This window comes from Caballeronia sp. AZ7_KS35, from assembly GCF_023631045.1.
GTDB lineage: Bacteria > Pseudomonadota > Gammaproteobacteria > Burkholderiales > Burkholderiaceae > Caballeronia > Caballeronia zhejiangensis.
In genome coordinates this window covers 217,928-238,048 of record NZ_JALQDV010000030.1, presented here as the reverse complement: position 1 = coordinate 238,048, position 20,121 = coordinate 217,928, and the positions used below count along the sequence as shown (strand labels likewise).

The window sequence follows — 20,121 nt, the reverse complement described above, 5'->3', positions numbered from 1 at the left end:
GCATTTCTTGAGACGGGTCGACGGCGCGGTCAGCGATGCTATTGCGTGTGTTCTTGTCAATCCGCAGTAGGTGGTCGCGGCGGCGTTCGTGTGCGCGACGTCGAGTCTCGCGTCGTTCGGACATCTCGCGGGGAAACCGGCGCTCGCGTGGCTGTCGCTGAGTGCGCTCTTTGTGACGGGCACCGGCACGGGCGGCGCGATGCTCGGCGCGCCTGGTTGCCGCCGCGCATTTTTGAAGCGGTAGCCGGGCCGGTCGCGATCTCTGCGGTCAGCGTGTGCGCGCTCGTGGTGTATCGCGCGCGGCATCCGGCGACGCCGGACGGCGCCGCGGCGGCGACTTCGGGCGAGCCGCGCACGAGCGGCGCCTGAGCGACGGCATCAGCCCGACACCGCGACGCGCGGCGCGCGCATCGCGGATGCGCCGTCGAGTTCCGCCTTGCCGCATTCGAACGCGAAGTTCGCGGCGGCCTGCGCCGTCGCAAACGCGCGCATCGGCCCGATCGCGCGCCGCACGCCGCCCGGCCGCTCGATCAGAAGCGTCGCGACGAATTCTCCAGCCCGATGCTGGACGATGACCGAAAGCTCACAGCCTCGATATTCGATTGGGGTGGAGTCCATCGCTGACCTCGTTTGCCTGAATGCACTGGGAGAACTCAATCTACGCAAGGTCCGCGAAACGCGTAACCCCGCGTGTGAGTGGCTGCGAACGCATGCCGAGCGATTGTTCCGCGCAAACGTTTCACCTTGCCGTCGGTGGAAATAGGAATTAGTCAGAACTTTGCGGGAGTTTTCCTAAGTCTGTATCCTGCATCCGGAACAGACCGCACGAAAGTTGCCGGAACCTTCCGAATCCGACCTCGCCGATGACAAGAACCCAGAACGAACGACATTGCAGAACGGCCCTTCGCGCGATCGCTTTCGCGCTACTCGGCATTGCGAGCAGCGCGGCTCACTCGCAGGAATTTTCGTTTCTGGCTGGCGCACTCCAGAGCAGCAGCCAGAACACGTATTCGTGGGAAGCGAATTATCGTGAAGGGCTCGGGCCTTACGCCGCCTGGAGCTTTTCCTGGCTCAACGAGGGCCATATTCCCGATCATCACCGTGACGGGCAGGCGCTGGAGTTATGGGGACGCCTGCCGCTCTGGAACGAGCGGCTGGAATTGTCGGCGGGCGCCGGGCCGTATCGCTATTTCGATACGAGCGAGGCGCAGTCGGGCGGCGAATACTCGAACACGCACGGCTGGGGCGCGATGTTCACGCTGCGCGCGGCGTATTACTTCGACAACCGCTGGATCGCGGAGATGAAGCTCAATCGCGTGCAGGCATTCGGCGGTCCCGACACGACCGCGCTGCTCTTCGGCATCGGCTATCAGCTCGACGCGCCCGAAGGACGCGGACCGCGCGCGCGCCCCGTGTCGCGCACGACCAACGTCACCAACAACGAAGTCACGGTGATGCTCGGCACGACGATCCTCAACAGTCCCGACTCGGAAACGAATCTGGCGGAGAGCATCGAATATCGGCGCGGATTGTGGCGTTACTTCGACTTCACCGCGTCGTATCTGCACGAAGGCGGCCACGTCCAGTCGCGCCGCGACGGCGTTGCCGCGCAACTCTGGGCGACGCGCGCGTTCTTGAATGACAAGCTGACGCTCGGCGTCGGCGCGGGGCCGTATCTGTCGATTACGCAGAACGACGATCTGGCGCAGAACCGCACCGGCGACGGACGCTTCTCCGGTCTCGTATCGGTGTCGGCGAGTTACCGCTTCTCGGATCGATGGCTCGCGCGCGTGACGTGGAATCGCATGGTCACGCGTTACGACCGCGATGCGGACATCATCGAAGCGGGTTTCGGCGTGCGTTTCTAGACTCGGAACTCAGAACAGCTCTTTCTGACCGGACATCAGCGCGGTGAAATCGTCGCGCAGGAAAGGCAGAATGCCGTCCGCGACCGGCTGAAGCTGCTTGCTGACGTAGTGCTCGTAGTCGATCGGCGCGTGGCGCGCTTCCACCGGTTCGGGACCGGCCGCCGTCATCACATAGCTGATCCAGCCGCCGTTCTGATATTGCAGCGGGCGTCCGGCACGCGCGTTGTACTCATCGGCGATGCGCGCGGCGCGCACATGCGGCGGCACATTGCGCTGATAGTCGCCGAGCGTGCGGCGCAAGCGCTTGCGATAGACGAGCAGTTCGTCCAGCTCGCCGCGCCGCGTGCGTCCGACGTACTCGCGCACGTAGTCCGCGTATGCCTCACCCTTGAAGACGCGCAGGTAAAGCTCCTGCTGGAAGCGTTGCGCGAGCGGCGTCCAGTCGGTACGCACCGTTTCGAGCCCTTTGTAGATGATTTCCTCGCTGCCGTCGGCGCGCGTCGTGAGGCCGGCGTAGCGCTTCTTGCTGCCCTCTTCCGTGCCGCGGATCGTCGGCATCAGAAAACGCGTGAAATGCGTTTCGAACTGCAATTCCAGCGCGCTGTCGAGCCCGAAGGTCTCGCGCAAATGCTCGCGCCAGTATTCGTTGACATGCGCGACGAGCGCGCGGCCGATGCGCCCCGCGTCTTCCTCGCTGCGCGCGCGCCTCAGCCAGACGAAAGTGGAATCCGTATCGCCGTAGATGACGCCGTAGCCGCGCGCTTCGATCAGCTCGCGCGTGCGATGCATGATTTCGTGACCGCGCATGGTGATCGACGACGCGAGACGCGGATCGAAAAAGCGGCAGCCGCTCGATCCGAGCACGCCGTAGAACGAATTCATGATGATCTTCAGCGCCTGCGACAGCGGCTTGTTGCGCTGACGCTTCGCCGCTTCGCGCGCTTCCCACACTTGCGCGACGATCGCGGGCAGACAGTGCGTGTCGCGTGAAAATCGCGCGCCGCGAAAGCCGGGAACCGTGGCGGTCTCGTCGGAAGCCGCCATGCCTTGCGCGAGCCCGGCCGGATCGATCAGAAACGTGCGGATGATCGACGGATACAGGCTCTTGTAATCGAGCACGAGCACGGAATCGTAGAGACCGGGACGCGAATCCATGACGAAGCCGCCGGGACTGGCTTCCTCGGGCACGTCGCCGAGATTCGGCGCGACATAGCCGAGCCGATGCATCCGCGGCATATACAGATGCGTGAACGCCGCGACCGATCCGCCGCTGCGATCCGCCTGCAAACCGGTGACGGTCGCGCGCTCCAGCAAAAACGGCAGCAGTTCGGTCTTGTCGAAAACTTTCGTGACGAGCTCGCAGTCGTTCAGGTTGTAACGCGCGAGCGCGGGCTTGTCTTCCTGAAAGCGCCGCTCGATCTCGTCCATGCGCGCGTACGGACTGTCGATGGCCTTGCCCTCGCCTAACAGCGATTGCGCGACGTACTCCAGGCTGAACGACGGAAAATTCCACGTCGCCGAACGCAGCGCCTCGATGCCGTCGATGACGAGCCTGCCCGCGATCGACACGAACCAGTGATTGCGCTTCATGCCGTGCTCGCGCCATTCGACCGTGCCGCCGTCGCGGCCGAGCGTAAGCGGCACGCCGTAGTCGTCGGCGTGCCGCTGGAGGATGCGCAAGTCGAACTGCACGACATTCCAGCCGATGATCGCGTCCGGATCGTGATGCGCGATCCACGCGTTGAAGCGGCGCAACATGTCGGCGCGGGTGTCGCAATAGTCGAGCGCGAAATCCGCTGGCTCGGCGGCGCCGGTCGGCGGTCCGAGCATGTACACCTGACGCGCGCCGCAGCCTTCGAGCGCGATCGAATAGAGATCGCCCTTCACGCTCGTTTCGATATCGAGCGACACGACGCTGAGCGACGGCCGGTAATCCGGCGCGGGCTTCAGTTCGCTGCAAATGTAACCGTCGCGCGGCGCGCCTTCGAACGACACCGGCGCCGTGATAAAGCGCTCCATCAGATAGCGCTCGTGCGGACGGATATCGGCCTCGAAGACATTGACGCCGGCGCTTCTCAGGTTCTTTTCGAGCGCGAGTAACTGACGATACTGCGGGCAGTAAAGCCCGAGCACCGGCTTTTGACGGAAGTCCTTGAGCGGCAGCTCGCGCAGATACGTGTCGCGCACGCCGGCGACGACAGGCTCCGCCTTCGCGCGATCTTCGGCGCGAATGAACGCGACGCTCGTCTGCGTCGCGATGCGGATCTTTCTCGGGCCGTCGTCGGTCGCGAGCCAGAAATCGACTTCCGTCCCTGCTGCGGTGTCGCGCCAGTGACGAGTCAGCAGAAAACCCTGTTGTGCGGTAGCCAAGCCGTTATCTTCGAGAGCGCGTGCCATCGAAGCATTTTACTGGGCGGCAAAACAAAAAAGCCCGGCACGCCAATCGGCGCCGGGCTATCGATTCGGGAAAACGGGCGGGAAGTAAAACGCGGTAGCGGCGAGCCGGACATCCACCATCCTCGCGGACAGTCCCCGGAAGGAAAGCCGGCGGCCGCTACCGCCTAAGCAGCCTGTGCGACCAGGCTAGCTCGTTGCGGCTGTAACGCCGCTACTGCCGCTACGTTAGCGAGTACCGTGTGCTCCGCATGCTCCGGCACTTCGTTCTTCGACATCACTACCTCCAGCGCGGCTTCTTTGCTGGCCTGTTTCGCGGCCGCCGCTTTCTTGGTCTTCCCCGCGCGTGACGGCGGCTGGCAGGCCCCGCACACCACGTTGTTCTGCAAATCATGTTTGTGTGCGACAAACTTCCCGGTGCAGCGGCAGCAAGCCGTCATCTGCAGCATGCCCGCGTCGAAGAAGCGCACAAGAGTCCAGGCCCGCGTAAGATCGAGTACCGCCTCGGCGCCGCTATGGTTGCAGTGCTCGAGATACAGCCGATACCCCTTGGTCAACGCATCGAGATGCGAACAGCCGGCTTCGTTCTTCAGGAACGTATAGGTGTTATAGAAAAGCGATGCGTGGATATTGGCGAGCCACGTCATGTACCAGTCGGCCGAGAACGGCAGCATGCCCTTCGGCGGCGACACGCCCTTCACTTCGCGATACAGGCGGATCATGCGATCGCGCGAGAGCGTGAGTTCGCTCTCCAGCACTTGCATGCGCGCGCCGAGCTCGATCAGCGCGATGGCGCGGAACACTTCCTGGGCGTCTTCAGTGAGGCTCTTCTTCAGCATGGCTCGCTCCGTCATCACTTAAGCGAACTGTTCGGCCGGCTGGCCAGCCAGCAGGATTGCCGCGTGCGTCGGCGCGATGTCCGCGTTCTTCGCGGGCTGAACCAAGGCCGACAGCATCGTGTGATCGTTGAAGCGGAATGCGCAAAGCAGGTTATCCGACGACGCGAGCTTGACGACCTGTGCGAGCGTGAGGCCCGACAGCAGATCGGCGAGTTCCGCCGACAGACCGAGCCGGAACATGCCGATGGCGCGGTCTTCGCGCAGCAGACGCTGCGCGAGCATGATGTACGACAAATTGATTTCCCGGATCGATTCCAGCGTTTCGCGACCGTTCATGGTTGCAACTTCCAGTAAATCCCCGATTTCCCGCCGGCTTTTTGCCGATGTCTTTTTTGTGCCTCACCGGACTCGTTCTGCCCGGCTACGTACTGCGTAATCTTTGTTTCAGTGCGTTACATCTTGTAACAACCACTGTGAGACGGATTCTAAGAACTGTCTGAACCTAAAGCAAGAGTGTCTCAATAATATTTTGTTGCAAACAACACTTTAGGTCGGTAATTTTTTCGGTCTGGAGAATTTGACCGATTCTTTGATCCGGTGCGTATTTGTCTAACGTTTGCGAGGTCCGCCCGGCGCGGCTTCGTTTTTATCTTAATAATCGCCTTCCGCGCCATATAACGGGCATTTACGGGATTCCGTTGACGCCAAGACCCAGCTTTTATTCGCCATTCATCGGACGTGAAAGAGCAAAAAAATGCCGCGAAATCGGCGATTACCGATCCGCGGCAGGTTAGGTAATAGTTACTTGGTCGCAGTAACAGAGTTGTTACTGCCAGAAACATGGCCTTGTTACCGGCTTTGTAACGCCGTGGCGTTACTTTTGCGGGATGCCTTTGCGCCAGGCGCCCCAATGTGTAACAACCTCCTGTATGAATGGATTGCCCGTTCGATACAGGTTTTCGATGGCCGGCGCAAAGCCGCCCTGATCGGCGTAATTGAGCAGATTGTCCGAAGCGGCTTGCCCTTCGTACGGCCGGTCGAAGTCCGATCCGGCGCGCAGCACCGCCACGCGCGACAGATCCACCCGTTTCACGCTCGCCGCGCGCTTGAGCGCCTCGTACGTCGCGTTGTCTTCCTGCTGCGTCGTGCAATAGACACCGCGCCCGTCGGTCAGGAGGCGCGTCCACTCCCTCGCCCGCTCGCCGATATATTTGCCGGACCACCACGTATCGCCGGCGAGCGTGTCGCACTGGATCACGCGCGGCGGCTGGTTGGCCGGCGCGTAGTTGAATTTCGCGCGCGCGACTTTCGCCTGATCGCTGTCCGAGAGCGTGACGTTGCGCGAGATCGCGAAGGCCGCATCCGCAAGCGACGCATTGAGCGCGAACGCCTCCGTCCGATAGTCGAGCGGCGGTTTCTCGTACGGACTTTTCGTGTTGATGCCGAGGAAACCCGAAGGCCAGTCGGCGGGCTTCTCGCGCGCGTCGAGTTCCCATTGAATGCCGAAATCGACGAGATACTTCGCCCAGGCTGCCGAGCCGACCGTGCCCTGCTTCGGATCGATACCGGCGATGCCCGCGACGAGAAAATACGTGTGCCGCAGATTGAAGCGGTCGGAGAATGCCAGCGCCATCATCGACGCGGCCGCGTTGGTGTGACCCATGCCCGTCGTGATGACGCAGACATCGTCGCGATTGCAATTGACCTCGGGATAATCCGGCGACAGTCCCGGCACCTTGATCGCCTGCCACGGACCGAGCTTGTCGAGCCAGACCTGGCCTTCGGGGCCGAACATCGTGACGATCATCACTTTGACGTGGCGGCCGCCTTCGGGGCCGCTGTCATCGGATGGCTGGGCGAACGCGCAACCTGTCAGGGTCGCGAGGCCGGCGGCGAACAGTGACGCACAGGCGGTTTTTCTGAGCTTTATCGATCGTGACGCGCGGAGTTTTCTCATGGCGAGCGGATCCTCGTAAGGGTTCGACCTTCGAAAGAAGACCGCGCCCGGCCAGGGCGCGGTCAACCCGCACGATTATAGGAGCGCTAACCGAAAACTCAGGTGCCGCTTTGCGATGACCGCGGCGGCGGCGCGTTCGACGCGACGTTCGCCGAACCCGCCGCCTCGCCCGTCGGATGCTGCGCGGCCTTCGACGGCTCGCCGCGCTGATCCGCGCCCGCCTCGTCCGCGTCCTGAACGCCATCCGGGCCGCCTTCCTGATTGCCGCCGTTCACGATCACGAAGTTGCGCTGCGGATTCGCGATCTCGATGCCGCGCGCCGTGAACTCGTTGAGAATGCGCCGGTTGAACTCGCGCTGCACCGGCCAGCGTGCGCTGTCGCGGCACTGGATCTGGCCGGCGAGCGTGACGGTCGAGCCGTCGACGGCATCGACGCCCCAGAAACTGAAGTCGGAGAGAATGCCGTCGCGGAACGCTTCGTCGTCACGCAAGGCGGCGCCGATTTCCTTCAGCGTCGATATGGCGAGATCGACGTCCTGACCGAGTGCGATCGAGACGCGCACCGCTGCATTGCCGATGCCGCGATTCGTGTTGTTCACCGTCGAGACCGAACTGAACGGCACGGTGTAGAGCGAGCCGTCGCCGCCGCGCAAGCGCACCGTGCGAATCGACAGATATTCGACCGTGCCCGACACGCCCGCGAGCGTCACCCAGTCGCCGACCTGCATCGCGTTTTCCATCAGCAGGAAGATGCCTGTGATGAGATCCTGCACGAGCTTCTGCGAGCCGAAGCCGAGCGCCACGCCGAAGATGCTCGCACTCGCGAGCAAGGGCGCGGTGTTCACGCCGAGTTCCGAAAGGCCCGTCAGCACGACGACCATCGCGATCACGATGAAAAGGCCGGTACGCATCATCGGCAGCAGCGTGCGCAGGCGCGCGGCGCGCAGACGCTCGCCGCTCGCGGTCCATTGTTCGAGCCGCCGTTCGACGACGATGTTCGCCGCTTCCCACACGAGCACGGCGAACACGGCCGCGATCACGATGGTGACGAGCGCCGACGCGAGCCGGTTGCCGACGCCGCCCGACGTGAAGAAATGCACGATATCGACGTGCCACACCTGCAGCAGCGCGACCACGGTGATGACGGAAATCAGCGCCTGCACGATGCGCCGCAGCGCCGGGTAATAGCGATACGCGCGACGCCGCGCGATCGACTCGCCGGCGAGATCCTCTTCGTCGTTCTGATGGAAAACGCGGCCGAGCGCGCCGAACGCGACGATCGCGAGCACGCGCGCGCCGACCAGCACGAGCAAGGACACGCCGCCGAGATGAAACAGCGTGCGGTAGCCGTTCTGCACGTCGAGCGCCCACACGAACCACAGCGCGATCACGAAGAAAATCGCGACGCCCGCCCAGATATCGGCGAACCACGCGCCGACCAATCTCACCGAGCGGTTCGAACGCGCGCGCTGCCGGATGCGCTCCGCCACCGAATTGCGGCTCTGGAAGATCACGAATGCGATCATCAGATGCACGATCAGCAGCGTGACCTTCAGCACCGCGATGCGCGCATCGCCCGACAGGCCGATCGGTTCGCCGGCATTGGCGAGCGCGATGCCCGCGCCGGCGGTGCACACGATGCGCCGCACCCAGCGATGCGTGTACGCGGCGGCGGCATCGCGCATCTGGATGAGGCGCAGTCCGGGCGCACGCGGCGCGACGAAAAAGCCGCTCACGATCACGACGGCGCGGCACGCCAGATAGACGTCGATGAGCGAGCCCGCGACGCGCGCCTCGGCCGTGTTGTCGTCGATGAAGATCGACATCAGCAACGTCACCACGCCGATGAACACGATCAGCGGAACCAGCGACAGCAAGCCGTACAGGAGCGCGCTCGGCAGGCGCTGCAACAGCGTCCAGTGACGCGCGGCGTGACGCTGGCCGCGCGCGGTGTCCGCCTTGCGCTCGGCAAGATGCATCGCGGTGGCGTCGCCGGTTTGCGCGGCGGCGTCTTCCGCGCGCTCGGCGGCGTGCTGTTCGCGCACGAGGTCGGGATCCTGCTCCTCAGCATCGGCGACGCCGCGTGCCGCGATCCGGGCGCGCGGGCGCTTCAGCAGGCGCAAGCATAAGAATTCGAGCAGCAACGCGGGAATCAGCGAGGCCAGCACGGTCCACATGACATGGCCGATGAGCGCGCGCCCCGCGTCGCTCGACGTACGGTCGCGCCACCACGAAATCACGGAGCCGAAATCGAGCAGCGCGACGGTCGAATGCCGCAGCCCCGCGCCGATCTCGACGAGCCAGTGCCCCGCCTGCCGCGACAATTGCGACGCGAGCCCATTCGCGGTCAACGAATGCGCGAGCACGCCCGATGCGCCCGATGCCGGCGCCGCGGACGATGCCGCCTGCGGCGCGCTCGCGGGCGCGGCCAGCGCGCCGGCCGCGGCGATCGCGCGCAACGTATCCGCGACTTGCGAACGGCGCGCGGGATCGTTGAGCACGGCAAGCGCATCGCGCGCCTGCTGCGGCGTCAGCGCGACCGCCGGCTGCGACGCGTGCTGCGGGGAAGCGGCTGCGGCAAAGGAGGACTGGGAAAAGATCGGGAGAACGCTCGCCACGGCGACGAGCAGCACTGCAAGGAGCAATTTGCGCATGGGTCGGATGAAGATCACAGAATTTCAGGGACTCGATGCGGACGACGCGCACGCCATATGCTAGCGCGATGACGTCCGCGCGGCAGGAGCGGTCCCGGACGACCCTGAAAGCCGTAGCACGCCGCGCTCCTGGCCTGCCCTCGCCTCAGGCGGCCGTCGGCTCGCCGCGATCGCGTGCTACGTCGGGTTCGAAGAACACCCAGCGCACTTGCGGAAAGGCGCGCTGCAGATCGTCTTCGATGATGTTGATCGCATCGATCATCGCGCGGCCGCTGGCGTAATCGATCATTTCGGCCTGCACTGCCACCACGACGTGCTTGCCCCATTGCAGCGTAATGAGGCTGATGATGCGCGTGATTTCCGGGCGCGTGCGCAAGTGCGCGTCGATCGCCTTGCGTACTTCCGGGCTCGCCGATTCGCCGACGATCATCGACTTCACTTCACGCGCAACGAGAAACGCGATGATCATCAGCAGCACGCCGACGCCGATCGAGCCGGCGGCGTCGTAGGCCGGGTTGCCGGTGAGCATCGTCATGAGCACGGCGGCGAACGCGATCGCAAGGCCGAGCAGCGCCGCGACGTCCTCGCCGGCGACGACGAGCAATTCCGATTCGCGCGTTTCGCGAAACCATCGCCATAAGGTTTTGTTCGGCGCGCCCTTGCGGATTTCGCGGATCGCGCCCGCGAGCGAAAAGGCTTCGAGCACGACGGAGATGCCGAGAATCACGAGCGCGACGATCGGGTTCGACAACGGCTCGTGATGCATCAACCGATGCGCGCCCTCGTACACCGAGAACGCTCCGCCGACGAAGAACAGCAGCAGCGCGACGATGAGCGCGTAGAAATAGATTTCGCGCCCCGAGCCGAGCGGATGCAGCGCGTTCGCGGGCGCCTGCGCGCGCTTCAGGCCAAAGAGCAGCAACAGTTGGTTGCCGCAATCGGCCGTGGAATGGATGGCTTCGGCGAACATCGCGCCCGAGCCGGTGAAGGCAGCCGCCCCGAACTTGCAGACGGCGATGCCGAAATTCGCGGCGAGCGCGTAGAAAATGGCTTTCGGGGATTCTTCCTTCATGCGTTTCGAGTTTGTTTAGCTGACGTCGACGTGGCCCCGGCCGTCCACCATTTCGCCGATGATCGTCGCGTCGTGAAAGCCGTCCGCGCGGAAGATCGCGAGCACGTCGTTCACGGCATGCGGGGCGCACGACACGAGCAGGCCGCCCGAGGTCTGCGGATCGGTCAGCAAGGCGCGGGCCTCCTCACCTTCCTTGCCTTCGACGTTCAACGAGATGTCGTCGCCATACGCGCTCCAGTTGCGTCCCGACGCGCCCGTGTAGATGCCCGCGCGCACGAATTCGCGCACCTGCGGCAGCCACGGCAGATTGGCGTAACGGATGCGCGCCGTCAGTTGCGCGCCGCGCGCGAGTTCGAGCGTGTGACCGAGCAGGCCGAAACCGGTGACATCGGTGAGCGCGTGCACGCCCTCGAGTTGCGCCAGTTCCGCGCCGGGACGATTGAGCTTGGTGGTCGCGTCGATCATCGCCCTGTAGCCCGCCGCGTCGAGCTTGTCCTTCTTCAGCGCCGCCGACAGCACGCCGACGCCGAGCGGCTTGCCGAGCACGAGCACGTCGCCCGAGCGCGCGGCCGCGTTGCGCTTCACGCGCGACGGATGCACGATGCCGAGCGCCGCAAGCCCGTAGATCGGCTCGACGGAATCGATCGAATGGCCGCCCGCCACCGGAATGCCCGCTTCCGCGCACACCGCTTCGCCGCCCTTCAGCACTTGCGCGATGACTTCATGCGGCAGCACGTTGATCGGCATGCCGACGAGCGCGAGCGCGAGAATCGGCTTGCCGCCCATCGCGTAGACGTCGGAGAGCGCGTTGGTCGCGGCGATGCGGCCGAAGTCGAATGGATCGTCGACGATCGGCATGAAGAAGTCCGTCGTCGCGACGATCGCCTGCTCGTCGTTGAGCTTGTAGACGGCGGCATCGTCGGCGGTGTCGTTGCCGACCAGAAGATTCGGGAACGCGGGCAGCGGCGTCGCGCGCTTGAGCAGGTCGGCGAGCACGCCGGGCGCGATCTTGCAGCCGCAGCCGCCGCCGTGGGACAGGCTCGTGAGCCGGGGGGAAGTCGTGTCGGTCATAGTGGAAATCGGTTGAGGCGAATGTCTGCGTATTATCGCCGGATGCGCGTGAAGAGGCCGGGATAGTCGATCACGAGGCCGTCTTCGTCGACGGTGATATCCGCCGTGAAGCCCGTGTCGAGCCCTTCGTAACGATAGCGACAATCCGGCTCGATGCACGTATAAGCCTGCTCCACCGCGCTCACGCCGAGCTCGGGCACGCGCACATAGGCGACGCGAATCACGCGCCGTTCGCCGCGTTCGAGTTTCAGGCGGCGGATGGGCAGCGTGTTGGTGAAAGGCGTCGCGGTGATGTCCACGTCGATACAGCCGCGCAGCGCCTCGAGCGGCTCGCCGTTCGCATCGGTCCATGCGTGCGCGTCGCCGTTGTCGCCGTCCCTGCGATGCAGATCGAGCGATGCGCCGCCCGCGAGCTTCAGCGCGAGCCGCGTCACTTGCCAGCGCGCATCGCATTCGATGCGATACACGAGACCGAAGGCACGCGCTTCGTCTTCGCCCACGACCGCGCTTTCGATCACGATGCCATCGCGCGTCTCATCGAGAACGAGATGCTCGAGCCCTGAGCCGTCTTGTTGCGACCATCGCACCGCTTTCATTGGGCACCTCGTTCGCGTGTTTATCGGCATCAAAGGATACATCGCTGCGGGCGAGGCTTTCGATCGGCATTCGACCTGCGCGAATCGCTCGACGTCACAAAACGTCACACGGTATACTTCGCGCCATTCCTGCGCAGGCGCGCGCACCGCACGTTCAGCGCCATTCACGCGATCCGTGCTCCGGCGATCCGCGCTCTGCCCGAACATCTCCGAACGCCCTTTTCATCGCCCATCGCATGAAGAACATTCTTGCTCCCGCCCTGGCCGCGCTCGCTTTGTCGGCGTCGATGTTTCAGCTCGTCCAGGCGCAGGAAACGCCGGACGTGCCCGAGGATTATTCGTATCTGACGAGGCTTCACGTACCGGATGCCGTCGCGCAATGTGTCGCCGCATTCGATCGCTGGGTGGAGAACGCGCCGAAGTACGACACGCTCATCGTGCCCGACCGCCGCGTGCTCTCCGCGAAGATCGACGACGATACTACGATCTTCAGTGTCGGCAACCCGATTCCGGTCGATCAGGTCATCGTGATGCGCGCGTTCGCGAAGGCGCGCGGCAAGGAGCAATGGACGCGCGTCGATAGCCGCTGTGGCGTGCGCGCCGGACATGTGGTCGGCGTATCGCTCACGCCGAACATGAAGCCGAAGATCGTCCGCTAAAGTCTTTCAGCGCTTGGCCGCGCGGCGCTGGTCCGTGCGCCCGCCGAGCCATTTGACGACCTGCGGCCCGAACGTGCGCGGCGCTTTCGCATGCATGCGCCCGGAGAGATCCGCCAGCCGATCCGCCGCGAGCGCTTCACGCATGCGCTTTTCGGCGTTCTTCATCACCGCGTGAACCGCGCATACGCCGCTCGTCGCCCAAGGCGGCGCGTCGTCGCCGAACACGGCGCAGCGCGCGCGAATCTCCCTGCATTCGAAGAGAGGCTTGTCGCCGTCGATTGCGTCGACGACATCGAGCACGCTGATTTCCTTCGACGGACGCGCGAGCGCGAAACCTCCGCGCGCCCCTTCCGTCGCGACGACGAGTCCCGCCTTGTGCAGCTTCGTGAAGAGCTTCGCGACGTATTCCGCAGGCACGCCCTGCAATTCCGCCAGATCGCGCACGCTCGCCTCGCGCACGCCGTGTGGCGGCTCCGCGAGATACAGCATGCAGTGCAGCGCGTACTCGACGCCCGTGCTGATGTGAGACATGTTCACTCCGACATTTCGAATCGGAGTTCAGAATAGCGCGTCCTGCATCCGCCGTACAACGGCGCACGACGGAGCTTGTAGACGCCCGTCGCGAATATTTCAGATTACACGTTTGCTTACAAACGAACACGGCTTGTCATTTTGCGAACCGCTAAATTGGTCTCCATGGATTCACACGGAGAAACCCATGAAGAAACTAGCGATCCTTGCAGCGTTGAGCGTGTTGTTGGGTAGCGCGCTATCGGGCTGCATCGTCGTGCCGGACGGTGGCGGTTATCACCATCATCACGATTACTACCGTTGATAAGCCGGTCCTGAACCACACGCCAAAGTTTGGCCGAACTGCGACCAATCGACTCGCGGTTTCACCACCAGGCAAACGACCAAGGAGCACACATCATGAACAAGACGAAGAAAAGCCTGTTGATCGCTTCCCTTGCCGCCGCGCTGGGCATGGGTCTCGCAAACGCGGCGTCGGCGGACGTTCACCGCGGTCCCACGCATCGCGTGACGGTCGGCTGGCATGGCGAGCGCTACTGGGACGGTCATCGTTACTGGCAGCGTCAGGAATGGGAACGCCATCATCACCACGTCGCGCCGCCTCCGCCGCATCGCTATCGATAAGCACGATCGCGCATGAGAAAGGCCGCAACGATCACGCATCGTTGCGGCCTTTTTATCGATTCCCGGCTCACCAGTTCTTCGGATCGCCGCCCAGCTCCTTGCAGGTGTCATAGGCGATTGCCTGCAGCTTTTCCTCGCCGATCTGCCCCGAAAGCGCATAGCCGACGCGATTCCACGCCCAATAGAACGTGGTGCGTTGTCCGTCCTTCAGCGTGCGGATCTTGCTGTCGTTGCGCCTGATCGTGGCGGTCGTCATGTAGAGCGTGAGGCGCTCGCCCGCCGCGTTCTGATACATGAACTGCGCGGCCGGACCCTCTTCGTCCGGCAACAGGCGTCCGCCGACGAGCTGAAATCCGTACTCGGCCAGCGACGGAATCGTCACCGCGCGATTCAGCCGCTTCGAGAGCCAGGTGACGAGATGATCTTGCTGCGACGCCGCCACTTCCACCGCGTGCCGCTGCTCGGGCGCGTACACGGCATACGCGATATCCGCGCGTTCCGCGAAGCGCGGCTTGTCGCCGAGCGCGGGAAGGAGCATCTGCAACAGGAATCCGCACGCGACCCCGACGGCCATGAAGCCTGCCGCGATCAGATAACGCTCGCGCGAGCGCGGCCGCAGACGCACGATCTGCGGCTCGCTCTGATCGGCGAAGAGCGCGCGCAACGCATTGTCCTGCGCACGATACGCGGCGACGGTCGCCTCGCTCGCGGGATCGCCCGAGACGCGTTCGGCCACGGCATCGCGCTCATTGCCGGGAAGTTCGTCGTCGATAAAGGCGGACAGCGCCTGCAGATCGCGATCGGGTTTGGGCGGCCCCATACGGTCGCCGCCTTCGGATGGACGGTCTTGATTGGTCATGAGCGGCTCACCACTTTCAGCGACGAAGGCGACGCCTTGCGGCCCGATTCCTCGCCGAGCAGAACGCGCATGTGCTCCCGCGCTCTCGACAAGCGCGACATCACGGTTCCGGTCGGCACATTCAACACCACGGACGCCTCCTGATAACTCATTTCCTCGACACACACGAGCAGCATCACTTCGCGCTGCTCGACCGGCAGACAGTACAGCGCGCGCTGCACGTCGCGCAGCACGAGGCCGTCGACTTCCCCGCGCGGCGCGGCCATCTGCCGCCAGGGCGCGCTTTCATCATCGACGGCGATATCGCGGCGACCGCGCAACTGGTCGATATACAGATTGCGCATGATCGTGAACAGCCACGCGCGCAAATTCGTACCCGCATGAAACGACCGGGCGCGATTGAGCGCGCGCTCGGTCGCGTCCTGCACGAGATCGTCGGCCCAGGCGCGATCGCCCGTCAGCGCGCGCGCGTAGCGGCGCAACTGCGGCAGATGCGCGAGAAGATCGCTCTCGAAGCTCAAGACCGTGCGTCCTCGTGCGTGCGGGGCGAGCCGGAGGCGTTCGCCATCAGTAGCTGCCTCCGCCGGCAGGTCCGCTCGGCGCGCCAGAAGAAGGCGGCGCACTTTGCGTACCGCTCGCGCAGCCCGCTGTGCCGAGCGCGAGCCCGAGCGCGATCAGGAGCGCCGTCACGCCGATCGATCGTTTCATGGTCGTTACCTGTTGATTGAAAGACTGGCGGACTCGCCGATTTATTCCGCGAGCCCGCATCGATGCGAAGGCGCTCAGGGCCTCACGACGTGCCAGACATCGCGGAAATTGTCCCCGTTCTTGTCGCCGGGCTTCGTGTCCTTCGCGAAGCGATAGACGCGCTTGCCGTCATAGGCCCACTGTTTGCCGCCGTCGGCGGATTCCATGGTCCATTTCCCGCTCGGCTTGTCGGAGTCGCTCGCCATCGCGGCGGGCCAGGCCTGCGCACAGCCGCCGCTGCACGCGCTCGGGCCGCCTTTCGTGTCCTTGTCGAAGGTGTAGAGCGTCATGCCGTTTTCATCGACGAACATGCCGTTCGATTCTTTCGGCGCCGCAGCGTGCGCGGACGACGCGAGCGAAGCAAAAGCGGTAGCGACGGTTGCGGCAGCGACGAACATCTGGATACGCTTCTTCATTTCATCTTCCTTGTTGTAGAAGTCTCCGTAGAACGTTCGGAAGCGCTGCACTATTCCGCGGACGATGAAATAAATCGATGCGGCAGCGCCGTCGCATCGCCTGTTGGCAATCCATTCAAGACCATTCGCGCGCGCTCGGCCAGTGCTTCGTTGAAATTTCGGTGCTCAGGCCCCCGCGGCGGCGGCCGTCGCGTCGCGCCAGCGGCGGGTGTCGCGCAACGGCGGCGCACCGAAAAGCCGGCTGTACTCGCGGCTGAACTGCGATGCGCTTTCATAGCCCACGCGATGCGCGGCGGTGGCGGCATCGACGATATCGAGCATCATCAGGCGGCGCGCCTCCTGAAGCCGCAGCTGCTTCTGGTATTGCAGCGGGCTCATCGCCGTCACCGCCTTGAAATGATGATGCAGCGAAGACACGCTCATGTGCACGTCCCGCGCGATGTCCTCCACGCGCAGCGGCTGGTCGAAATGCTGGCGCAGCAACTGGATGGCCTTCGCGATGCGCTGCGTCTGGCTGTCCTGCAGCGCGATCTGCCGCAGACGCGCGCCGGAGCCGTTCATCAGCAGGCGATACAGGATTTCGCGCTTGACGAGCGGCGCGAGGATCGGCACGTCCTCGGGCGTGTCGACGAGCCGCAAAAGGCGCAACACGGCATCGAGCATCGAGTTGCCGAGGCGGTTCACGTAGAGGCCGCGCGAGGCGTCGGTCTGCGTCGCGGGCGGCAGGCTTTCGTCCTGGATCAGCGACGTGATTTCGTCGACATCGAGATCGAGCCGCATGCCGAGATACGGCTCGGACTCGCTCGCCACCGACACCTGCCCGCACACCGGCAGATCCACCGACGACACCAGATAGTGCATCGGATCGTAGATATAGACCTCGTCGCCGACCATGAGGCGCTTGCTGCCCTGCGCGATGAGCGCGAGCGCGGGCGTCTGGATGCCGTGCTTCGGCCCGCCCGGATTCATGATCCGATGCAGGAACAGCCCCGGCACCGGCGTCTCGACCGAGCCTTCGCAACCGATGGTGAAACGGTCGAGCAGCGCGACGAGATCGAGGCGCGCCTGATCCAGCGCGGCGTCATGACGCGTTTCTTTCGGCTGGTCATGACTTTCTTTTCCGGCGAAGCCGGGCGTGTCGTTCAGAGCCATGGTTTGCGGACTATTTTCAAGATGGGAGAAGTCTGGTTAGCTTACTCGCGCGAGGGCGTGATTGCTCGCGCGCGCCCCCAGCGTTTGCAGGAACAGGCAAGGATTGAACAGGATCAGGCTATGAACCCGCCGCGCGCCGGGACGATACTGCATTGCCGGCGCGGACCCTGTCGTGAAGGTCGTGCGATGCCGCGCCATTCCAGTCACTCGGGAGCAACCATGCGTTACAGGAAATTCGGCAACACCGGTCTTTTTGTCTCGGAGCTGTGCTTGGGCACGATGACCTTCGGCGGCGGAACGGGCGGAATCTGGGACAACATCGGTCAGTTGCAGCAGGCGGAAGCCGACAAGCTGATCGGCCGTTCGCTCGATGCGGGCATCAATTTCATCGACACCGCCGACGTCTACGCCGACGGCCGATCCGAAATCATCACCGGCCAGGCGCTGAAGAACCTCAACGTGCCGCGCGAAAACGTGGTCGTCGCGACGAAAATCCTTGGCGAGACCGGCACCAAGGGCGTGAATTCGCGCGGCGCGTCGCGCTATCACATCATCGATGGCGTGAAGGCGAGTCTGAAGCGGCTGCAGCTCGATCACGTCGATCTGTACCAGATTCACGGTTTCGATCCGGCGACGCCGATCGAGGAAACGCTGCGCGCGCTCGATAATCTCGTGCAGCATGGACACGTGCGTTACATCGGCGTTTCGAACTGGGCGGCGTGGCAGATCATGAAGGCGCTCGGTATTTCCGAGCGTCTCGGTCTCGCGCGTTTCGAGTCGCTTCAGGCGTATTACACGGTCGCTGGCCGCGATCTGGAACGCGAAATCGTGCCGCTGCTGCAAAGCGAGAACGTCGGGCTGATGGTCTGGAGTCCGCTCGCGGGCGGCCTGCTTTCGGGCAAGTTCACGCGCGAAGGCGGCAAGGAAGAAGGCAGCCGGCGCACCAAGTTCGACTTCCCGCCGGTCAATGTCGAACGCGCGTACGACTGCGTCGACGTGATGCGCCGCATCGCGGAATCCAAGGGTGTATCGGTCGCGCAGATCGCCCTTGCCTGGCTGCTGCATCAGAAGGTCGTGTCGAGCGTGATCATCGGCGCGAAACGGATCGAGCAGCTCGACGACAACATCGCGGCGACCAACGTGCGTCTCAACGGAGACGAACTCGCCGCGCTCGATGAGGTGAGCCAGTTGCCGTCGGAATATCCCGGCTGGATGCTCACGCGCCAGGGCGAATATCGGCGTAATCAGTTGAAGGAGGAAGCGGCGGAGTAAGGCCGTCCGGCGCGGGCGACCGGCCCGCGCCGGCTAGGGATTTACCCGTATTTCAGGCGATTTTCCCGCGTTTTAGGGGCTTTATCTCCGAATCAGATAGTTCTTATCCTCCCTATTGCGTTGCGGCATAAGGCCGCTCTGCCGACACTGTACGCACAACATCACCACTACCTCACGGAGACAATCATGCGTACTCAAGTCGGCATCGTCGGCGCGGGCCCGGCCGGGCTTCTTCTCTCGCACCTGCTTCATTTGCGCGGCATCGAATCGGTCGTGCTCGAAGCGCGCAGCCAGAACGACATCGAATCGACGATTCGCGCCGGCGTGCTCGAACAAGGCACGATGGACACGCTCACTCAGGCCGGTCTCGGCGCGCGCATGCAGGCCGAAGGCGCGCTGCACCACGGTTTCGAGCTCGCGTTCGAAGGCCAGCGCCGCCGTATCGCGCTGACCGAGCTCACAGGTCACTCGATCACGGTCTACGCGCAGCACGAAGTCATCAAGGATCTGGTCGCGGCGCGGCTCGCGGCGAACGGCGAGCTGAAGTTCAACGTGTCGAATGTGTCGCTGCACGACTTTCAGGATGGCAGCGATCGCAAGCCGCGCATCAAGTATCAGCACGAAGGCCGCGACGAAGAACTCGAATGCGACTTCATCATCGGCTGCGACGGTTCGCAGGGCGTTTCGCGACAGTCGATTCCCGAAGCGGTGCGGCAGGATTATCAGCGCATCTATCCGTTTGGCTGGTTCGGCATTTTGGTCGAAGCGCCGCCCTCCTCCGATGAACTCATCTACGCGCGGCACGATCGCGGATTCGCGCTCATCAGCACGCGCTCGCCGGGCGTGCAGCGCATGTACTTCCAGTGCGATCCGAAAGATACGGTCGATGCCTGGTCCGACGACCGCATCTGGGCCGAACTGCACGCACGCGTCGATACCGCCGATGGCTGGCAGATCACCGAAGGCAAGATCTTCCAGAAGAACATCGTCGGGATGCGCAGCTTCGTGTCCACGCCGATGCAGTCGGGCAAGCTGTTCCTCGCGGGCGACGCAGCGCATATCGTGCCGCCGACCGGCGCGAAGGGCCTGAACCTCGCCGTGTCGGACGTGCGCGTACTGAACGCCGCGCTTCTCGATTTCTATCAGGAAGGCAACGGCGAGAAGCTCAGCCACTATACGGAAACGGCATTGAAGCGCGTCTGGCGCGCCGAGCATTTCTCGTGGTGGATGACGCGCATGCTGCACAAGCTGGACGATACGTCGCCGTTCGAGCAGCGCCTGCAGGTGGCCGAACTCGAACATGTGACGACATCGCGCGCGGCCGCCACTGCGCTCGCCGAAAATTACGTGGGCAGCGTCGCGGTATAAGCGCGGACCGGTCGCACGGCGCTTGGTCGGCGCCGTGCGTCG

21 protein-coding genes are annotated in these 20,121 nt (G+C 63.9%); 6 read left to right on the top strand and 15 right to left on the bottom strand.

The genetic code is table 11. The annotated features are described in order from the left end of the window. The first annotated feature begins 88 nt into the window (after positions 1-88). Positions 89-244 carry a hypothetical protein gene (locus NCT05_RS19405; RefSeq protein WP_160172886.1) on the top strand — a complete coding sequence of 52 codons (156 nt, stop codon included), beginning with the start codon at positions 89-91 and terminating at the stop codon, positions 242-244. Between the two features lie 134 nt (positions 245-378). On the opposite strand, the gene NCT05_RS19400 is transcribed toward NCT05_RS19405, so the two are convergent. Continuing rightward, positions 379-618 carry a hypothetical protein gene (locus NCT05_RS19400; protein WP_008353367.1) on the bottom strand — a complete coding sequence of 80 codons (240 nt, stop codon included), beginning with the start codon at positions 616-618 and terminating at the stop codon, positions 379-381. Positions 619-863: 245 nt separating this feature from the next. Between NCT05_RS19400 and NCT05_RS19395 the strand changes: the two genes are divergently transcribed. After that, on the top strand, positions 864-1,868 hold the full coding sequence (locus NCT05_RS19395; RefSeq protein WP_250502972.1) for a hypothetical protein: 1,005 nt from the start codon (positions 864-866) through the stop codon (positions 1,866-1,868). 9 nt (positions 1,869-1,877) lie between these two features. On the opposite strand, the gene NCT05_RS19390 is transcribed toward NCT05_RS19395, so the two are convergent. The 8 genes from NCT05_RS19390 to NCT05_RS19355 form a co-directional block, all read right to left on the bottom strand. Continuing rightward, entirely contained in the window at positions 1,878-4,265 is a 2,388-nt protein-coding gene (locus tag NCT05_RS19390; protein WP_250502971.1) for a DNA polymerase II, read from the bottom strand. A 164-nt stretch (positions 4,266-4,429) separates the two neighbouring features. Then, entirely contained in the window at positions 4,430-5,101 is a 672-nt protein-coding gene (gene flhC, locus NCT05_RS19385; RefSeq protein ID WP_008353370.1) for a flagellar transcriptional regulator FlhC, read from the bottom strand. An 18-nt stretch (positions 5,102-5,119) separates the two neighbouring features. Next, complete coding sequence (flhD, locus tag NCT05_RS19380) at positions 5,120-5,437, bottom strand: flagellar transcriptional regulator FlhD (RefSeq protein ID WP_008353371.1); 318 nt, start codon at positions 5,435-5,437, stop codon at positions 5,120-5,122. 538 nt (positions 5,438-5,975) lie between these two features. Next, positions 5,976-7,058 carry a purine-nucleoside phosphorylase gene (locus NCT05_RS19375; protein ID WP_033536139.1) on the bottom strand — a complete coding sequence of 361 codons (1,083 nt, stop codon included), beginning with the start codon at positions 7,056-7,058 and terminating at the stop codon, positions 5,976-5,978. A gap of 98 nt (positions 7,059-7,156) precedes the next feature. Continuing rightward, positions 7,157-9,712 carry a mechanosensitive ion channel domain-containing protein gene (locus NCT05_RS19370; RefSeq protein WP_250502970.1) on the bottom strand — a complete coding sequence of 852 codons (2,556 nt, stop codon included), beginning with the start codon at positions 9,710-9,712 and terminating at the stop codon, positions 7,157-7,159. A gap of 145 nt (positions 9,713-9,857) precedes the next feature. After that, positions 9,858-10,784, bottom strand: coding sequence for a cation diffusion facilitator family transporter (locus NCT05_RS19365; protein ID WP_175979332.1), 927 nt, complete (start codon positions 10,782-10,784; stop codon positions 9,858-9,860). Positions 10,785-10,799: 15 nt separating this feature from the next. Next, the gene (gene selD, locus NCT05_RS19360) at positions 10,800-11,855 is read right to left on the bottom strand and encodes a selenide, water dikinase SelD (RefSeq protein WP_250502969.1); all 1,056 of its coding nucleotides are present in this window, start codon (positions 11,853-11,855) and stop codon (positions 10,800-10,802) included. Positions 11,856-11,887: 32 nt separating this feature from the next. Next, positions 11,888-12,451, bottom strand: coding sequence for a putative glycolipid-binding domain-containing protein (locus NCT05_RS19355; protein WP_175979330.1), 564 nt, complete (start codon positions 12,449-12,451; stop codon positions 11,888-11,890). 236 nt (positions 12,452-12,687) lie between these two features. Between NCT05_RS19355 and NCT05_RS19350 the strand changes: the two genes are divergently transcribed. Beyond that, positions 12,688-13,110: a BspC domain-containing protein gene (locus NCT05_RS19350; RefSeq protein WP_008353380.1), complete on the top strand. Its 423-nt coding sequence runs from the start codon at positions 12,688-12,690 to the stop codon at positions 13,108-13,110. 6 nt (positions 13,111-13,116) lie between these two features. On the opposite strand, the gene NCT05_RS19345 is transcribed toward NCT05_RS19350, so the two are convergent. Continuing rightward, on the bottom strand, positions 13,117-13,641 hold the full coding sequence (locus NCT05_RS19345; RefSeq protein WP_008353382.1) for an RrF2 family transcriptional regulator: 525 nt from the start codon (positions 13,639-13,641) through the stop codon (positions 13,117-13,119). Positions 13,642-14,040: 399 nt separating this feature from the next. On the opposite strand from NCT05_RS19345, the gene NCT05_RS19340 reads away from it, so the two are divergent. After that, complete coding sequence (locus NCT05_RS19340) at positions 14,041-14,265, top strand: hypothetical protein (protein WP_250502968.1); 225 nt, start codon at positions 14,041-14,043, stop codon at positions 14,263-14,265. A 67-nt stretch (positions 14,266-14,332) separates the two neighbouring features. Here NCT05_RS19340 and NCT05_RS19335 read toward each other — a convergent pair whose 3' ends face one another. From NCT05_RS19335 to NCT05_RS19315, 5 genes are all read right to left on the bottom strand, one after another. After that, complete coding sequence (locus NCT05_RS19335) at positions 14,333-15,124, bottom strand: anti-sigma factor family protein (RefSeq protein ID WP_250502967.1); 792 nt, start codon at positions 15,122-15,124, stop codon at positions 14,333-14,335. Then, positions 15,121-15,645: an RNA polymerase sigma factor gene (locus tag NCT05_RS19330; RefSeq protein WP_008353386.1), complete on the bottom strand. Its 525-nt coding sequence runs from the start codon at positions 15,643-15,645 to the stop codon at positions 15,121-15,123. The genes NCT05_RS19335 and NCT05_RS19330 overlap by 4 nt, the downstream gene beginning before the upstream one ends. Before the next feature lie 46 nt (positions 15,646-15,691). Beyond that, positions 15,692-15,832: a hypothetical protein gene (locus NCT05_RS19325; RefSeq protein WP_160172887.1), complete on the bottom strand. Its 141-nt coding sequence runs from the start codon at positions 15,830-15,832 to the stop codon at positions 15,692-15,694. Positions 15,833-15,906: 74 nt separating this feature from the next. Then, the gene (locus NCT05_RS19320) at positions 15,907-16,287 is read right to left on the bottom strand and encodes a COG4315 family predicted lipoprotein (protein WP_250502966.1); all 381 of its coding nucleotides are present in this window, start codon (positions 16,285-16,287) and stop codon (positions 15,907-15,909) included. A gap of 165 nt (positions 16,288-16,452) precedes the next feature. Then, positions 16,453-17,439 (bottom strand): AraC family transcriptional regulator, encoded by a 987-nt coding sequence (locus NCT05_RS19315; protein ID WP_008353388.1) that lies wholly within the window; start codon positions 17,437-17,439, stop codon positions 16,453-16,455. Positions 17,440-17,658: 219 nt separating this feature from the next. On the opposite strand from NCT05_RS19315, the gene NCT05_RS19310 reads away from it, so the two are divergent. Further along, positions 17,659-18,711 (top strand): aldo/keto reductase, encoded by a 1,053-nt coding sequence (locus NCT05_RS19310; RefSeq protein ID WP_250502965.1) that lies wholly within the window; start codon positions 17,659-17,661, stop codon positions 18,709-18,711. Between the two features lie 186 nt (positions 18,712-18,897). Next, positions 18,898-20,079 carry a 4-hydroxybenzoate 3-monooxygenase gene (locus tag NCT05_RS19305; RefSeq protein WP_175979325.1) on the top strand — a complete coding sequence of 394 codons (1,182 nt, stop codon included), beginning with the start codon at positions 18,898-18,900 and terminating at the stop codon, positions 20,077-20,079. Positions 20,080-20,121: the final 42 nt, after the last annotated feature.

Bases quoted from the DNA above. Each gene is read 5' to 3' on its own strand.
- NCT05_RS19400 (WP_008353367.1), bottom strand. From the start codon at position 618: ATGGACTCCACCCCAATCGAATATCGAGGCTGTGAGCTTTCGGTCATC.
- NCT05_RS19395 (WP_250502972.1), top strand. From the start codon at position 864: ATGACAAGAACCCAGAACGAACGACATTGCAGAACGGCCCTTCGCGCG.
- NCT05_RS19390 (WP_250502971.1), bottom strand. From the start codon at position 4,265: ATGGCACGCGCTCTCGAAGATAACGGCTTGGCTACCGCACAACAGGGT.
- flhC (WP_008353370.1), bottom strand. From the start codon at position 5,101: ATGCTGAAGAAGAGCCTCACTGAAGACGCCCAGGAAGTGTTCCGCGCC.
- flhD (WP_008353371.1), bottom strand. From the start codon at position 5,437: ATGAACGGTCGCGAAACGCTGGAATCGATCCGGGAAATCAATTTGTCG.
- NCT05_RS19375 (WP_033536139.1), bottom strand. From the start codon at position 7,058: ATGAGAAAACTCCGCGCGTCACGATCGATAAAGCTCAGAAAAACCGCC.
- NCT05_RS19370 (WP_250502970.1), bottom strand. From the start codon at position 9,712: ATGCGCAAATTGCTCCTTGCAGTGCTGCTCGTCGCCGTGGCGAGCGTT.
- NCT05_RS19365 (WP_175979332.1), bottom strand. From the start codon at position 10,784: ATGAAGGAAGAATCCCCGAAAGCCATTTTCTACGCGCTCGCCGCGAAT.
- selD (WP_250502969.1), bottom strand. From the start codon at position 11,855: ATGACCGACACGACTTCCCCCCGGCTCACGAGCCTGTCCCACGGCGGC.
- NCT05_RS19355 (WP_175979330.1), bottom strand. From the start codon at position 12,451: ATGAAAGCGGTGCGATGGTCGCAACAAGACGGCTCAGGGCTCGAGCAT.
- NCT05_RS19350 (WP_008353380.1), top strand. From the start codon at position 12,688: ATGAAGAACATTCTTGCTCCCGCCCTGGCCGCGCTCGCTTTGTCGGCG.
- NCT05_RS19345 (WP_008353382.1), bottom strand. From the start codon at position 13,641: ATGTCTCACATCAGCACGGGCGTCGAGTACGCGCTGCACTGCATGCTG.
- NCT05_RS19340 (WP_250502968.1), top strand. From the start codon at position 14,041: ATGAACAAGACGAAGAAAAGCCTGTTGATCGCTTCCCTTGCCGCCGCG.
- NCT05_RS19335 (WP_250502967.1), bottom strand. From the start codon at position 15,124: ATGACCAATCAAGACCGTCCATCCGAAGGCGGCGACCGTATGGGGCCG.
- NCT05_RS19325 (WP_160172887.1), bottom strand. From the start codon at position 15,832: ATGAAACGATCGATCGGCGTGACGGCGCTCCTGATCGCGCTCGGGCTC.
- NCT05_RS19320 (WP_250502966.1), bottom strand. From the start codon at position 16,287: ATGAAGAAGCGTATCCAGATGTTCGTCGCTGCCGCAACCGTCGCTACC.
- NCT05_RS19315 (WP_008353388.1), bottom strand. From the start codon at position 17,439: ATGGCTCTGAACGACACGCCCGGCTTCGCCGGAAAAGAAAGTCATGAC.
- NCT05_RS19310 (WP_250502965.1), top strand. From the start codon at position 17,659: ATGCGTTACAGGAAATTCGGCAACACCGGTCTTTTTGTCTCGGAGCTG.
- NCT05_RS19305 (WP_175979325.1), top strand. From the start codon at position 18,898: ATGCGTACTCAAGTCGGCATCGTCGGCGCGGGCCCGGCCGGGCTTCTT.